Source organism: Kribbella sp. CA-253562 (genome assembly GCF_050942265.1).
Lineage (GTDB): Bacteria > Actinomycetota > Actinomycetes > Propionibacteriales > Kribbellaceae > Kribbella.
Genome location: NZ_CP192049.1, coordinates 1,333,166 through 1,347,791 on the forward strand (window position 1 = coordinate 1,333,166; position 14,626 = coordinate 1,347,791).

10 protein-coding genes and 1 pseudogene are annotated in these 14,626 nt (G+C 65.6%); 5 read left to right on the top strand and 6 right to left on the bottom strand.

The window, feature by feature from the left end:
* Window positions 1-136: 136 nt before the first annotated feature.
* The 3 genes from ACQPXM_RS06475 (at window position 137) to ACQPXM_RS06485 (ending at window position 2,858) form a co-directional block, all read left to right on the top strand.
* The gene (locus tag ACQPXM_RS06475) at window positions 137-391 is read left to right on the top strand and encodes a hypothetical protein (protein ID WP_432945782.1); all 255 of its coding nucleotides are present in this window, start codon (window positions 137-139) and stop codon (window positions 389-391) included.
* 159 nt (window positions 392-550) lie between these two features.
* Window positions 551-826 carry a hypothetical protein gene (locus ACQPXM_RS06480; protein ID WP_432945783.1) on the top strand — a complete coding sequence of 92 codons (276 nt, stop codon included), beginning with the start codon at window positions 551-553 and terminating at the stop codon, window positions 824-826.
* A 712-nt stretch (window positions 827-1,538) separates the two neighbouring features.
* A complete protein-coding gene (locus ACQPXM_RS06485) occupies window positions 1,539-2,858 on the top strand; it encodes a pentapeptide repeat-containing protein (RefSeq protein WP_432945785.1) in 1,320 nt (439 codons plus the stop codon).
* A gap of 11 nt (window positions 2,859-2,869) precedes the next feature.
* Here ACQPXM_RS06485 and ACQPXM_RS06490 read toward each other — a convergent pair whose 3' ends face one another.
* The 4 genes from ACQPXM_RS06490 to ACQPXM_RS06505 form a co-directional block, all read right to left on the bottom strand.
* Window positions 2,870-3,469 (bottom strand): hypothetical protein, encoded by a 600-nt coding sequence (locus ACQPXM_RS06490; RefSeq protein ID WP_432945787.1) that lies wholly within the window; start codon window positions 3,467-3,469, stop codon window positions 2,870-2,872.
* The gene (locus ACQPXM_RS06495) at window positions 3,466-4,431 is read right to left on the bottom strand and encodes a recombinase family protein (protein ID WP_432945789.1); all 966 of its coding nucleotides are present in this window, start codon (window positions 4,429-4,431) and stop codon (window positions 3,466-3,468) included. Before ACQPXM_RS06495 ends, ACQPXM_RS06490 begins: the two co-directional genes overlap by 4 nt.
* 310 nt (window positions 4,432-4,741) lie before the next feature.
* Window positions 4,742-5,182 (bottom strand): PH domain-containing protein, encoded by a 441-nt coding sequence (locus ACQPXM_RS06500; protein WP_432945791.1) that lies wholly within the window; start codon window positions 5,180-5,182, stop codon window positions 4,742-4,744.
* Complete coding sequence (locus ACQPXM_RS06505; RefSeq protein WP_432950958.1) at window positions 5,172-11,735, bottom strand: RHS repeat-associated core domain-containing protein; 6,564 nt, start codon at window positions 11,733-11,735, stop codon at window positions 5,172-5,174. Before ACQPXM_RS06505 ends, ACQPXM_RS06500 begins: the two co-directional genes overlap by 11 nt.
* An 817-nt stretch (window positions 11,736-12,552) precedes the next feature.
* Here ACQPXM_RS06505 and ACQPXM_RS06510 point away from each other — a divergent pair.
* Together ACQPXM_RS06510 and ACQPXM_RS06515 are read left to right on the top strand one after the other, a co-directional pair.
* Window positions 12,553-12,777, top strand: coding sequence for a hypothetical protein (locus tag ACQPXM_RS06510; RefSeq protein WP_077012165.1), 225 nt, complete (start codon window positions 12,553-12,555; stop codon window positions 12,775-12,777).
* Window positions 12,778-13,124: 347 nt separating this feature from the next.
* A pseudogene (locus ACQPXM_RS06515) lies at window positions 13,125-13,477 on the top strand (histone-like nucleoid-structuring protein Lsr2).
* A gap of 31 nt (window positions 13,478-13,508) precedes the next feature.
* Here the strand turns inward: ACQPXM_RS06515 and ACQPXM_RS06520 are convergent.
* Window positions 13,509-14,057 carry a VanZ family protein gene (locus ACQPXM_RS06520; protein ID WP_432945795.1) on the bottom strand — a complete coding sequence of 183 codons (549 nt, stop codon included), beginning with the start codon at window positions 14,055-14,057 and terminating at the stop codon, window positions 13,509-13,511.
* Window positions 14,054-14,545 carry a hypothetical protein gene (locus tag ACQPXM_RS06525; RefSeq protein ID WP_432945797.1) on the bottom strand — a complete coding sequence of 164 codons (492 nt, stop codon included), beginning with the start codon at window positions 14,543-14,545 and terminating at the stop codon, window positions 14,054-14,056. Before ACQPXM_RS06525 ends, ACQPXM_RS06520 begins: the two co-directional genes overlap by 4 nt.
* Window positions 14,546-14,626: the final 81 nt, after the last annotated feature.

Genomic DNA, 14,626 nt, shown 5'->3' on the forward strand with positions numbered 1-14,626 from the left:
GCCTACGACGTGAAGAACATGGCCGAAAGGCATCTCTGCCGGGAGCCAGTTCAACTGCTCGCCGGAACGTCATCGAACCGGTAAACCTGCTCGGTCAGCTGCCAGTTCGCTTCAGAACTACCTGGACATCGACGTCGTGATCAAGAACAACATCGAGCGGATCAGCGGCATCGACCGCGCTATCAAGTCCACGCTCTTCCACGGCGCCGACGAGTTCATCGAGGACCGCAGACCGGCCCGCTACACGCCTGAACGAGAACTACCGAGACCGCTCTACGGGTGCTGTGGCGGCCGATCGGAGCCGATTGAGGGAAATTCTGTCGCGGCTCTGGCGCACAGTAGTCCGTGCCACCAGGTTCTCGACGAGACGTTAGCTGTCTCGGGCGTTTGACTCGGCGGTAGTCGAGCTCGTCGTGGGTGCGCACCGCTAGGTGCCGATACCTGGGGTGAGAGAGGCGACGGCTCCACCGCTTGCACCGGTGGAGCCGCCAACAACAACCCCATGGAAGGGGGGCACCGTGGACTCTACGGTCCTCGATCGACAAGGGCAGTGGGCAGCGTGCTGACCTGGTTCCTTGTGGTCGTCGCGGCGGTGGTGGTTTGGGGCTGCGCCGAGATCTACCGCGAGAGGACGATCGACCGCGTGGCCCGCCAAGCCCTGCAAGCCGCAACTCCAGCGGACCGCAAATATCGGCTGGAAGTCCTGCAGGTGATTACCGCTAGATCGCCGCGCCGCCAGTTCATCCTGCAGTTGCCGCCGCGGCGCCACGACGCAGGCGATCCGCCTAAAGATCCCGCCGACAACTCGAGAGAAGCACCAGGGTGACGAGTCACTGCCGGCGTACCGCCGATGCGCCAGTTCCACGTGGTCGACGGCAACCCGTCCTGCCAGCTGTACTCGGCGTTCGCCGACCGCATCCTCAGCGTCCCGCACAATCTCACGCCGTGCGTCCCCGGCGGCCGAGGGAATCATGCCGGCCCCCGGGGACCACAACGGAAACTGCTGGATCGACCCGTATTGCTGCGGATGATCCGCTGGACCAAGATCGCGAACTTCGACCTGTTCCCCACCGCAGAGCAAACGGAGCGGAAGGACCCCAGGGGCTCCGCCCCCGGACCCCCGGCCCTCTCTCGGAGAGGAAGTCGTAGGTGGTCTCTCATCAATCAGGCGGGCAAGCCTCCACACACCATCAGGTGATTGTCCAGACTCGCTGCGCTCGACCAGGGGCAACTGGACATCCACCTGCTGGCGCGCGCACCCGGGGGGCGCCTGACCGACGAGAGACCAGCACAACGCCGGACGGCCTACCGCGTGGGATCCGCGCACGGAATCACCTCGTGCGGTAGGACTGGCGACCAAGGCAGCACCAGTCACACTGGGCGGGCACGATGATCGACCGCGGCGCGTCATAGCTCCAGCTCGAGCGCGCATAGAGAGGGACTCCCGGATGCCTGCTGAACGAGACCGTTGGCGGCGCGATCGTGATCTTGCTCGGACGCCTGCTTTTGGGCCGCTTTTGCTGCACGGACTTGGAGCTGTGGCCCTCGCAATCGGAGGCGCGGTTGGTCTCTATCTGTTCCTGGCATGGCTGCTCGGGGTCTCGCCGCATTTGGGAGGAAGCGTTCAGCCGGCGCTTCCGGCCGCTGACCAGCAGAAGCTTCTTGCCGATCTCGTCAAAATCGCCCTGGGGCTTGCGGCAGGGATCGGGGCCGCTTTCGCTCTGGTTGTCGGTTACCGCCGCGCCCGTACCGATGAGGCCGGCAGTCACCGCGACGACCGACGGCTTTTCAGCAGCCGCTACCAAGACGCCGCGGACCTCATCGGCAGTGACAAGGCCGCCGTCCGGCTCGCGGGCATTTACGCAATGGCTCGCCTCGCAGACGACTGGGTCGAACAGCGTCAGCAGTGCATCGACGTGCTGTGCGCGTACCTGAGACTGCCCTACGAGCCGGATCCCGATACGGGTGACCTCGGTGAACGGGAGGTTCGGTATAGCGTGATCGCCCTCATCAGCGGCCACCTCCAGCCCTCCGCCGAGCCCTCGTGGCGAGGACGCCTCTTCGATTTCAACGGAGCGGTGTTCGACGGTGGTGACTTCCGCGGCGCCCAGTTCGCTGGAGGCCTCGTCATCTTCTCTGGCGCGGAGTTCACGGGCGGCTTGGTTGACTTCTCCGATGCGCGTTTCACTCGCGGCAAGGTCGAGTTCCGCGGCGCGAGATTCACCGGAGCCACGGTCTCCTTCCATGGCGCGCGAATCACCGGGGGGATGGTTGACTTCGCTGGCGCAAGGTTCACCCGCGGCACGGCGCACTTCGATCGTGCGCAGCTAACCGGCGGCACCCTCAACTTCAGTGGAGCGAAGTTCACCGGTGCGACTGTCCAGTTCCGCGGCGCGGAGTTTGCCGGTTGCGAGGTCTGGTTCGACAACGCGGTGCTCACCGCCGGCACCCTCGCGTTCCAGCGTGCGAGGTTCACGCCTGACCCCGAATTCCCATGGAACGTTCTGGCCTTCGCGGACATGAGGTTCACCGGCGGCACCGTCGACTTCCGCCGCGCCGAGTTTGCCGGGGGCAGCGTCGACTTTCCGAACGCCAAGTTCACCGGCAGCTCCGTCGACTTCCGCCAGGCGGCGTTCACTGGCGGCGTCGTCGACTTCGGCAGGGGCTCTTCTCCCAGGGACGACTTCCGCGGCGCAGAGTTCGCCGGGGGCACCATGGACTTCGATGAAGTGGTCCTCTATGACGGCGGCGTTGACTTCTCCGACACGACCCCGGGGCCAGACAGCGCCACTCGCCTGCTCAACCTGCCGGCGGCTTCAGATCCCCACTTGACCCTTCCGTCCTGGCTGGCGTCCTAGGCATACAGCGGTTATCTCCGAGTCGGCGGAAGAGCGACAGGAGGTTCACCCGACCGTGACCGATCACGGCTTGCGGTACGTGCGTGTCGGTACAGCTCGACGTGCCCGGGCGAGAACCACCATCTGCCGTGCCGGTCGCGGGTCGCGGGGATCCGGTCGGCAGTGGCGAGGTGGGAGAGCGTGTTGGGGTTGAGGCCGAGTTGCTGTGCGGCTTGGCGGGTGGGGATGCGGCCGCGGTGGACAGGGTCGGTGAGGGCGCCGGTGTTGATGAGGTGTTGGACTTCGTCGATCGAGATGGGGTGAGGGCTGTAGCGGTGCCGGGTCAGCACGCCGGTCCGGAGGAGCTCGCGGAACTTGTCGGTACCGACGCCGAGCATCGCGGCGGCCTCGCCGGTGCTGATGCGCCGGCTCCACTCGACGGCGACGCGCTCGGCACTGGCCCGGGGGATCTGCCAGTTCTTCCGCGGCGGCCCCTGGTACGCCCCTTCGAACTGGCCGGCGACCGCCATGCGGTGAACCGTCATCCTCGTCGTGCCGAGGATCCGCCCCACCTCGGTCAGGGACAGGAGTTCGTCGGACGGGTCCGAGAGCGAGTCCGCGCTCGCTGTCACTGGTCAGCGGGGGAGGAGTGGCGGCCGCAGTACCAGGTGCCCTCGTGGTGGACCCAGCCGTGGCTGGTGAGCCAGCGGGTCACTGCGCTGGTGCTGATGTCGGCATGGCCGGCCAGTTCGGCGCTGGTCATCACGCTGTCGCCGCCGCACGGGCACATGACCATGTCGGCACCGTGCGGCTGGCAGTGGTCGCAGTACCAGTGCTCGCGCACTTCGCCCGGCCGGTCAGGGTCAGGAAGGAGCCAAACGGTTCCGAGTGCGTCGCGGAGCAACCGGTGGTCGCGCTGGCCGTTCGGCCGGTGGCCGCAGCCCGGGCACAACGACGTCGTCGGCGGTGCCGGCATCGGCAGCGAGACGCCGCCCACTTGCTGCTCGTTGGGCTGGGCGGCGCTCAGCTCCAGCTGGGCTTCGTGCTCGGTGACGACACGGTGTACGACGGCCAGGCTGACGCCGACGCCCTTGGCGATGGTGCGGAGCGTTTCGCGTTCGGCCCGGCGCGCGAGGATCGCTCGGCGCTTGTCGGCGTCGACCACGGTGGGCCTGCCGCCGACGCGGCCGCGGGCCCGGGCGGAGTCGAGACCGTTCTTGGTCTTCCTGGCGATGTCGCGACGCCGGTCTTCGGCCAGCGCGAGGGCCAGATCGAGAATCAGGGACCGCTCGACGTGCTCGCCAGCGGCGATGCCTTCAAGCACCTTGACTGCCACGCCACGCTGGAACAGGTCGTTCAGCACGATCAGTCCCTCGAGCAAGTTGCGACCGAGCCGGTCAACCTCTTGCACGGTCAGCATGTCGCCCTCACGCAGGTAGCCCAACGCCTCGGTCAGTTCGGGCCGGTCCTCGGTGCGCAACGTGCCCGACAGCTTCTCCTCGAAGACCTTCACGCAGATCGGGTCGAGCGCATCGTGCTGCCGGGCGGTCTCCTGAGCTCTGGTGCTGACGCGAACCAGTCCGACGAGAGCCATCCACACTCCTTGCGTTCGGCAAACGTGTTCGTTTAGCTGTTCGGACACTAGCTGTTTCCGAACGGGTTTCCGAACACCATCGCCAGCGTGGCGCGTCCGAGCCGGGCCGGCCGCGCGCAGTGTTCGGAAATCGATCGTTTGTCGAACGGGCGCACGCACTCTCGACTGAGCATGAGTAGCCACTCGTCCACCAGAACGCCCGGCTAAAGTCAAGCGCACGGCTGGCAACGCAGCGCAGTGCGCAGGCAAACCATCGCACGCCTGCGCACTGCCAGCTGGAAGAGCGGAGCGAACTCTCACCTATAAATCTTCAACTGGATCCTTTTCCCTGCCGAGTGATCCAATAGGTTCGAATCGCCTCAGTTTGACTGGCGACTCGGTTATTCACCCCTTTGAATGTGTAACCGGCAAGCCAAAGAATCTCCTTTTCACCCTGAGGTGTATCGATACATGGCAGTTCGGTACGACCAAGGACGCCGGAACTATCAGTCACGCGAACATCCTTGATCGATGCCCACGGCACATGGATGTCTCTGAAGATATTTCGTAGCGTTATTCCCGACTCGGATACTTTGACGCCGGTTCGCAGAACTCTCCAGGCACTCAAGGGCACGACCACCCCTGAGATTAACCACTTAGCAACAGCAGGAAGACCGGCAAACTCGTCAAAGATAGCGAGTAAGCACATTGCCGCCAACAGGGAGACTGCCACAGCCAGCGGCAAAACGATCTTCCGTGCCTTAAAAGTCAAGGTTCCTCCATCTGCGCCAGTTGCGCCGGACGTACCGATTCGCTCGGTTTCCGTGATTGTAGATTGCGCCCGGCGTGCTCTTCAAACCAGCGGTCACGCCTCTCGCCTTCCACCCTCCATTGATTGGATTCTTGATGCGTCGTCCGCCCCATCTCGGATATTTGGTATAGAAGCCAGCCTGGAACGCCCGACCGATACCAAAACCTGCGGCGGTGAAGAACGCATCTCCAGCATTTCTGCGCCACGTTTTCCGCCAACCACCACCACGACTCGCTCTCTGTTGAGCCCGGACCCCATACGCCGCAGCCTGCAGAGCACCGCACGCAGCCCATCCGACACCCGGCGCCAGGCACCCAGCGGTGGCGGCGACAGTCGCAATGGTTCCTCGATGCCGACTGACCCACCTCTTGGCTCTCCGCCACCACCGGCCATCCAGATCTTGCTGGTTCACCGGATCAGTCGGGTACGCGTAACTGTTAGCACCACCACCGTCCACTGGATCGACAGACCCGAACAATCCGGTGGACGGATTGTAAAGACGCGCCCCCATGAGGACCAGGGCAGCACCAGAGGTGGCGCGCTGCTTAGCGCCGAGCCAGGCATAAGTGATACTGCCGGTATTGGTGGTATCAGTAATGGGTTTGCCGTATTCCTCATAGCTGTTCCAGCCGGTGATGGACGTGGCAGCCCCGCCAGCGAACGGTAGATCGACGGTAGTCACAACATCGCCATGACTGTTTGCGAAGGCCAGATTGGCCTTACCGGCTTGGTCAACAGTAAGGGCCAGGTCTCCGCCGACAAGTTCGGCGTAGCGCTCAGTGGTAGAGCCGTCGCTGACCCAGGTGGGGTTGTCGGACGTGTCGGTGTAGTGCCGGACCTTCTGAGTGCTGCCGGTGGCAGTAGCGATGGTCTCGGCTGCACGGCGGTCGAGACCATCGAGGGTGAACGTGGTGGTGGTTCCGCCTTGGGTGATGGTGTGGGCGAGGTCGTTGTCGTAGTAGCCGAGGGTGACGTTGCCGGCGGCTGGGTTGGGTGCGTCGGAGGCAGGCAGGGTGGTGGTTCGACCGAGTTGGTCGTAGGTGTAGTTGCCGGTTCCGTTGGCGCCGGTGACGGGGCGGTCGGCGGTGTCGAAGGCACGGGTGGTGGTGGTGCCGGCGGTGGTGGGGCAGGCGCCGTCAGGTCCGGATGTGGCTGTTGTCTTGGTGAGGCGGTTGTCGTTGCGGTCGAAGCCGTAGGTGCGGGTGACGCACGGGGCCGTGGTGGGATCGGTGATGTCGACGCCGGTGGTGGCGGCGGTGCGGTCCTTGACCTGGGTCAGGCGGCCGGCGTTGTCGTAGCTGTAGGCGCGGTCGTACGGGATCGCATCACCTGGAGCATCACCGGCTGGTCCGGTGAACGCGGCGCCGTCGGGGGTCCATTCGCGGGCGACCCGTCCGGTGACGTCGTTGTCGATCGACCACGACAGCCAGCCGCCGTTGGGGTCGATGGTAGTGGTGCCGTCGTCGTTGAGGGTGGTGGTTTGGCCGGTGTAGCGCAGGCCGACGGGTTCGCCGGTGTTGTCGACGTCGTTGTACTGGGTGATGCCGCCGGGCAGTTTCTGGATCGTCATGGAGCCGTCGGCGTCGTAGGCGCCGGTCGAGGTCCAGGTGGAGCCTGCGGTGGTGACGTCGACCTTGGTGGCCAGGCCGCGGCGCTCGGCCTTTCCGGCGGCGTCGGTGCCGTCGTAGGTGTAGGTGGTGGAACCGTTGGCGTCGGTGACGGTCTTGGTCCGGCCGGCCGCGTCGTACACGGTGGTGGTCACCTGCTCACCGGACGGTTGGTAGGTGGTTTGGCGGCCCCAACTGTCGTACCCGGTGGTGATGGTGCCGGCAACGGTGTTGTCGGCGTTCTTGGCGGTGACCACAGTCGGCTGGCCGGTGGCCGGGTCGTAGGTGGTGACCTTCTCGGTGTTCGGGGCGGACCCGGCCAGACCGCTGACCACGGTCTTGGTGGAGGCGGTGCGTCCGTCAAGCAGGTACGTGGTGGTGTTGGTGCGGGTCACCGCGCCGGAGGTCTCAACGACGGTCTTGGGCGCGAGCAGGTAATTGAACGCGGTGGTCGTGGTCGTGGGCAGAGTCGGTGTGGCACCGGACGGACCGGTGGGTGCGGCAGCGGGGTAGGTCTTGCAGACCAGGCCGGCCCACTGCGGCTTAAGACCGCAATCGGTGAACGTCGCGTTTGCGGCCGCGGTGTAGTAGACGGTCTTGGTGGTGCCGGCGTCGCTGCCGTTGGAGTTCGGCTGCTGGGTTTGGATGACGCGGCCTTCGGCGTCGTACAAAGTCTTCTTGACGATGTCGATGCCATCTTCGATGGCACCGCCGTTGAGGTTGACGTCGGTCGCGGTCTTGGCGGGCAGGCTGCGGGCCCAGCCGGTGGCGTCGCCGTACTCGGTAAGGCTCTGCGACGTTCTCTCGAGGTCACCACCGTTGCCAGGGTCGTGCGCCCACGACGTTTCGGTCGTCGCCAACCGGTACGGCAGGGTCGTGTCGGGGTTGATACCGCCGTTGGGTGCGAACTGGTCGAAATCGGTGTGAGTGTGGGGACGGACCCACTTCACGCTGCCGTCCTTGAGGACGGCGTTGCGCGCCGGGCCGTAGATGTCGGTCACCATCGTCCCCGCCGGCGTCACGACCGTGCTGCCGTTGGAGATGTCCTGGTTGTAGACGGTCAAGGTGGCGAGCTGGTCGACCATGGCGCCGCTGACAGGCTCTTCGGTGTTTTGGCTGTCGATGATCTGCCGCAGGGCGCGTTCGTCGAGTTCCCGGACGACGTTGCCTTGGTCGTTGTAGTCGGTGGCGGTGTACTGCCAGTCGCCGGCGCCGTACTTGGCGGTGTTGACGGTGTAACCAGAGGCGTCGGTGTACTGCAGCTCGGCGTACTGCCAGTCATCCGCGCCCGGCGCGCTGCTGAGCTCGTGGTCGGGTCCGAAGACCGCGACGCCCTTCGTCGGCGCGATCTTCTGGTTCCAACCCGCGACCGCGCTCGTGGACAGGTCGGGCAGACCGGGTCCCGATAGCGGCACGCTGTAGATCATCTTGGCCAGGGTCGCGGTGCCGCCGGCCGGGTCGCCGGTGGGACGTGCGCGGGTGACGGTGTCGAGATCCTGGTCGTCGCCGTCAATCTCAGGTACGTAGTTGAGCTGGTACGGCGTCTGACCGGCGGGCTTGATCGTGGTCAGGTCGTCGAAGCCGTTGTAGGTGTACTCGGTGGACAGGTTCGACCGCGGGTCGGTCACCTTCAGCAGCCGGACCTTGCCGCCGGTCTCGTAGGTGTAGGTGGCGACCTTGATCGAGTCCATGCCGGCGCCGCCGACCTTGTCGGGGTTGTAGATGTCCAGGTAGGCCTCGCTCAACCGGACCTGGCCGTTGATGGTGGCGTAAACGAACCGCAGCGCGCGGCAGCCGGGGTTGAGTGTGCCGGTGGCCGGGCACGTCACGCCGGGCGGTGCCGGAGCGAGGATCCGGGCGATGCGTCCGGTGCCGTCGTAGGAGTAGGTCGTCTTCGAGGCGACGCCCGGCTCGGCGACCCCTGCCGCCCGGAACAGCGTGTCGGTGGTCGCGGTGGGCGCGGCGGCCGAGGTCCAGGTGGTGATGGTGCCGTCGTCTTCGATGTAAGACAACGTGGTCGAAGCACCTGTACCGGTGATGGTCAGCTTGGCAGCCTCGAGTTCGGTGTCCTCGTCAGCCGGTACCCACGTGCCGGTAGCGAAGGCTGCACCAGTGCGGCGCTGGCCGGTCGGCGACTCATACACCAGCGCGGTGCCGTCGCCATCAACCAGCGCGATCGTGCCGTCGGTACGGGTCGAGTCCACGACCTCCATGCCGGCGGCCCCGGCGTCGGCACCGTCGAAGTTACCGACCCAACCGGGACCGAAGACACCGTTGACGGTGTTCCCGGGGCCGGCATAGCTGGAGTGCGACCGCGAGATGGTCAGGTCACCGGTGTAGCCGGGAACCGAGATATCGGTGGAGTCGGTATTGAACTCACCCGTCCACAATGCGACCTGGCCCGGCCCGGCATCAGCGGTCGGGAAGCCGTTGCCGAAGGCGTGCGGCACCCGCTGCACGGTGGTGCCTGGTTCCTGCGACCAGGTGCACTGCGTCGACGAGGCGTAGGTGAAGCACACCTGCACGTCCAGAAGGACCGGGACACGCTTGTTCAGCGTCGTTGGTTCGACCGCGGGCGTGCTGGGGTCGGCGTCGAGATGAGCGTCGACCTCTGCATTGGTGGTATCCCACGTCGTTGCCACCACGACGCCGCCAGCACCGTTGTCGGTCAGCGGAAGCGGAGTGGTGTCGACGTTCCAGCCGACTGTGTCGTACGCCGACCCGCCGTACCCGGAAACGCGCCAGCGAACTCTGGCCTCCACCGTGGCCGACTGCCCCCTCGGCGGACCGGACGCTTCGATCTTGATCCTGTCGCTGGTCGTGATCCGCGGACTGACCGTCGGCGAGGTGATCCCGGAGCCACCCCAGCCGAAGCTGTACGACGCGCTGCCCGACAACCGCCCGGCCGGCGATTCGGCCTGGGCAGTGATGCGGTGCAGGCCCGATGTCTCCTTGTTGAAGGTGACGGTGGTCTTGGCGACCGCGGGGTCGCTGGACGGGGTGATCTTGATCTGGCCGGCGGCGCCGCCGGTGAAGTTGGTCGTCACCGGTTTGCCATCGGCGGTGACCCGGATGTAGCCGGGCGCGTTGAACCCGGTGCCGGTCGCGCTGATGGTGCAGGTGACGTCGGCGGTGGGTTTGTTGTCCTGCCAGGAGTTGATCGCGTACGGGCTCGGGCACGAGATCGACGGACCGGCCGGCTGCAGCGACCCGATCCGGATCGGGCTCCAGCCGGACCAGGCCGAGTCGCGGCGGCCGTCGTTGGCCTTGGCCTTGACGTAGATCGCGGTGTTCTCGGGCAGGTTCACGTTGGGCTGGCAGCCCGCGGTGGTGCCGGAGGCGTAGACCGCAGAGGTACAGGTGGCCTTGAGGCTGGTCGGTCCCTCAGGGGAGGTGTGGAACTCGAACAGGTACTTCACGGTGTTGCCGTCGGCATCAGATGCCTTGGTCGACACCCACGGCTTCAAGTACGGCGAGTACAGCGCACTGGCACCGTTCGGCGGAGCGTAGGCGGCCGCGGACACGAAGGTCGGGATCGCCGGGACCGCCGGAGGCCGGTTCCACGTCAGCGTGATGAACGGGTCCGCGATACCGGCAGTGGAGTAGAACTTCTTGTAGGTCGTGGCGTCCTGCTCGTTGGTCGCGACCAGCGCCAGACCACCGGTCGGGTAGGTCGCGGTCGACCAGGCTTTGGCCAGGTCGGTCATCGGAACGGTGATTCGCCCGCCCGGGCACGAGGCGGAGAAGCCCTTGGCCGACGACACCGACCCGTACGACGTACCGAGCGTCGGCTGGTCGGTCCAGCGCGACGCCGTGGTCGCGGGGGTGGAGGAACGGACCGACATCGAGGTCGGCGTGCACGACAGTGACGAGTGCTGCCACAGTGAAATGTTGGCCGACACGATGTCCTTGCCGGCGAACTGGGCGGTAGTGAAGTTCAGGAACGACCGCGCCCAGAACGACCCGTCGTAGCCGACCTGGAGATCCGTCGAGGCGGACTGGTCGGTGGTGACACCGGAACGGACCCAGGTGTCGAACCCCGCCTTCGTCGTCCCCGACACATACGTCGGATCCACCGTCACCGGGAAGGCGCGGGCCGGGTCCATGAACCAGGCGGCGTCCGGCGCGATCACCAGCGTCGCCTTACCCGGTGAGGCCTGCTCCACGGTGACCTTGACCGGCTTCTTGTCTTCCTCGCCGGTCATTGCCGAGTCCCACATGTAGCCGACCGGGATCCGGGAGTGGGCGACGTTCTTGGCGTCGACGAACTCGATCGAACCGTCGGCCAGCTGCTTGGCGGTCAGGCCCTTGGTGCGCAGCGGGATCCGCCACTCCGGCGCCGCGGTCGGGCGCTGCTTGACGACGAAGTCGTTCTCGAACCCGTCGCGGCGGGCATCCAGGACCAGGTCGACACCGGGCTGCACGTCGGCGTAGGTGGCCTTCGGGCCGTCGAGGGTCGGTTCGGGCAGCTTCCACGGCGAGACCCACTCGACCTGGCGGCCGGCGCCGGAGTCGGCGAACGCGAACACCTGCCCGGGCGCGTCGTTGCGCTTGCCCAGCGTCAGGCCGTTCTTGTGCCCGCGGGGCGCGACGGTGCCGTCGAGACCCTTCTGCAGGTTCAGGTCGATGTCACGCCACGCACCGCCGGTGTCCTTGAACCGGATCGGCGCCGCGTGTGCCTCGGTGGTCATCGTGCCGTCGGGGTTCGCCCACGTCGACGAGGTCTCGTCGCGCAGCGATTCCACCTCGACCCGGCTGCCCTGTGCCCGCGCCGATACCGCCGCGGACACCACATCGGGCCGCGAAGGCACCTTCTGGTGATGCGCAGCCGGTGACGGATCTTCGACGGGCGCGGCGGTGGCCTGGCTGGCCTCCAGTGTCGATACGAGCAGCGCCAACGACGCCACCGCAGCGACGAAGCGTGGCAGCTGGATCCGGACACGCTGAGAACGACTGAGTTCGAACATGCGGCAAACCCCCCACCTCACGCCCGGTCACACGGGACAAGCGGCGGTGACGGGCGGTCACCGGCTGGACCGGGCGACCGCTACATCGTTAGAGGTGTAGCGGGCGTTACAGCATCCGCAACAAGCTGCAACCAGGCGGCTGATGAGTTGTCTTGGGCCGTCACCGTGTCGTATACGCGTCGGCCACCCTTCAGAGAAGGGAGTTAGCTGCTAGGGGCACACGAAATCGTGCTTTCGTGGTGATCTGACGGGTTTCATGGATCCGAACCCAGTTCGATGAGATTGCAAACCCCTACGGGCTTCGGCAGCGTCGACGCCGGTTCCGATCGGGCTGATCCCAGAGTGCGGCTGGATCCGCTGGCAGTTGAGGTCGCGTCTTCGCCCCTGACCCGCATGGCGGGCGATCGCGGCGGCCTGCTTGGCCAACGGACTCTCCTGCACAGTCGATTCGATCGGCACGCTCACCCGGGTCGATACCGGCGTGTCGGTGCGGGGAGATGTCCTAGACTGCGAGCCGGTTGCGGCCCAGGCCGTGGCCGGCGGGCTGAGCGGATACGGTCAGCCCGAAGTTTCAGAGAACGTCAGTGTGGTCTGAGCGCTCGCAGTGTCTGCCGGAGTTGGGTTCGGCAAGCCCGGCACCGGAGCGGGAAGGATCGGTCGTTGCCTCGACCCTGACGAGCTGGACCCCACCTGAAACGAAGCACCACCGAGTCGACCAAGTCTCGCAGTCCGGGCCTGTGAGGAGTGGAGACTTGCTGTGCTCGCTGTCCTGCCGTTCGTCTGCGCCGCGGCGGCCGTCGCCGTTGTGGCCGTCTGCCGCCTCGTCGGCTGGGCCTTGTGGCTCAGGTTCGTTCGCGACGTGTACCGGGCCTCCGGCTCGCTGGAGGCCATCGGGGCCGCTGCGCCGATCGCCAAGTCGTTCCTGTGGCCGCAGGATCCCAATGGCGCGCTCCAGAGCGAGAGCCACTCCGAGAACAAATGACGGCGACGGCGTCTTAGGAGCAAGTCATGCTCGATGGACCAGGTGCAAGATCATCGCCGCGGTCGACGGAGCAACCAGGACGGCTACTTTTCGGCGTCCCCGTCTCCGCTGCCTCGGCCGCGGCCGGCGGCTTCTTTCAGGACCTCGCGCGCCGGGTTGTGTCGTCGGCGGGGCGGCGCAGCATGGCGGGTCTTTGAGCAGCTTGCTCCGACCTGGGGTCACGCGGGGTGATCGTGCGGTCGTTGGGTTGACGAGGGAGCCGTGCTGCATTGGTGTCGATCCGCCCCTGCGGCGCGTCAGTGCGCAATGCTGCGCACTAGTGCATCGTTCACTTGGAGAGGCGACTAGTGGCTCAGGAAGTAGAGATCCTGCTTACGGATGATCTCGACGGCAGCGATGTTCCTGCCGGCAAAGGGGAGACCGTGACCTTTGGGCTCGACGGTAGCTCGTACGAGATCGACCTCAGTACCAGGAACGCCGCGGCGCTCCGCAAGGTGCTGGCTGCCTACGTCGAAGCGGCGCGGCCGATCAGGAACAGGCGAGGCAAGAAAGTCACCCGCTCGACCATCGGTGCCGATGCTCGCACTGTGAAGGAGTGGGCTCGCGCGAACGGCTATGAGGTCAAGGATCGCGGACGGGTCCCACAGACATCCGGGAAGTCTTCGACGCAGCCAACTCATCAGGTTCGGCTCGAAGGTAGCTCAGCTGACCTCGTAGCGGTCTCGCCGGCGCTATTGCAGGCGTTGTCTGGCTCCTACAGATGACCGCACGGGCTGCTCGGAGATCAACCAGTAAACGTTCGAGGCGAGGACCGTCGCGATCGTGCAGCCAGCGGTGTTGAGCAGGATGTCTGTGAAGTCGCCCGCGGTTCCTAGCGGAGTGAAAGTTTGCAGGACTTCGATCACTGAGGAGATCAGAGCTGCACCTACCAGCGCGACCACGGTGATCCGTTGCCGTGAAGCGTGGCGCGCGATCCACGGCAGGAGGAGCCCGGCTGGCATGAACAACAGGAAGTTCACAACGATTTCGGAGGTTGACGCTGCGGTCTGAGTGGCGAACGGGACCCAGTTGAAGAGCACGTATCCGGTGGCATCTCGAGGCCTGCCTCCGAGGGTCACCAGCAAAAGTCCGAGCACCCACAACACACCACAGACGGTAGCGAGTCGGGTAGCTCGCACGACGTCGCGTTGCTGGGTCAGCCGGACCAGCCGGAGCAGCACCCACGCAAGGAACGCGAGTGCCACCACGGCTGCCGGAACAACAAGGCTGCTTGGAATCACGAGTAGCTGATGGCCACGGTTCCGCCCATGAGCTGACCTGAGACGAAAACGTTCTTCTTGACTCGGATGAAGTAGTTGTGGTTGGTGGTCAAGCCGCTAACACACGACTTGGGCTGGCTCCCAAGCGTGAACTGGATCGTTCGCTGCAGTTCGTCGCTGATCGAGTTGTCCTTCACGACCTCGATCCGGAAGTTGCTGTTGTTGACGCCGCTGTCAGCGTCGCGCTCGTTGCCCAGAGCGGGGTCGACGCAGATCTGTCCGGCGGAGTTGGTTGCGAAGACGGGACTCTGCACGCCACCACTGCCACCAGACAATCCAGTCACCCGCATAGTGTAGGGAAGCCCCACCGCCTGGATAACGTTCGGCGCGCGGGTGACCGACGGGCTGGGACTGGTAGCGGCCTGCGCAGACCCGGCGCCGACGATCAGGACGGTGACGGCAGCCAGCGGTACGGCTAGAGCCGACTTGAGACCAAGCTTGACATTCACTAGCGATACTCCTTTTTGGGCGGTGAGTAAGCGCTTGAACGTTATATTGCACCTGCATGTAACTCAATGTGTTGATACTGC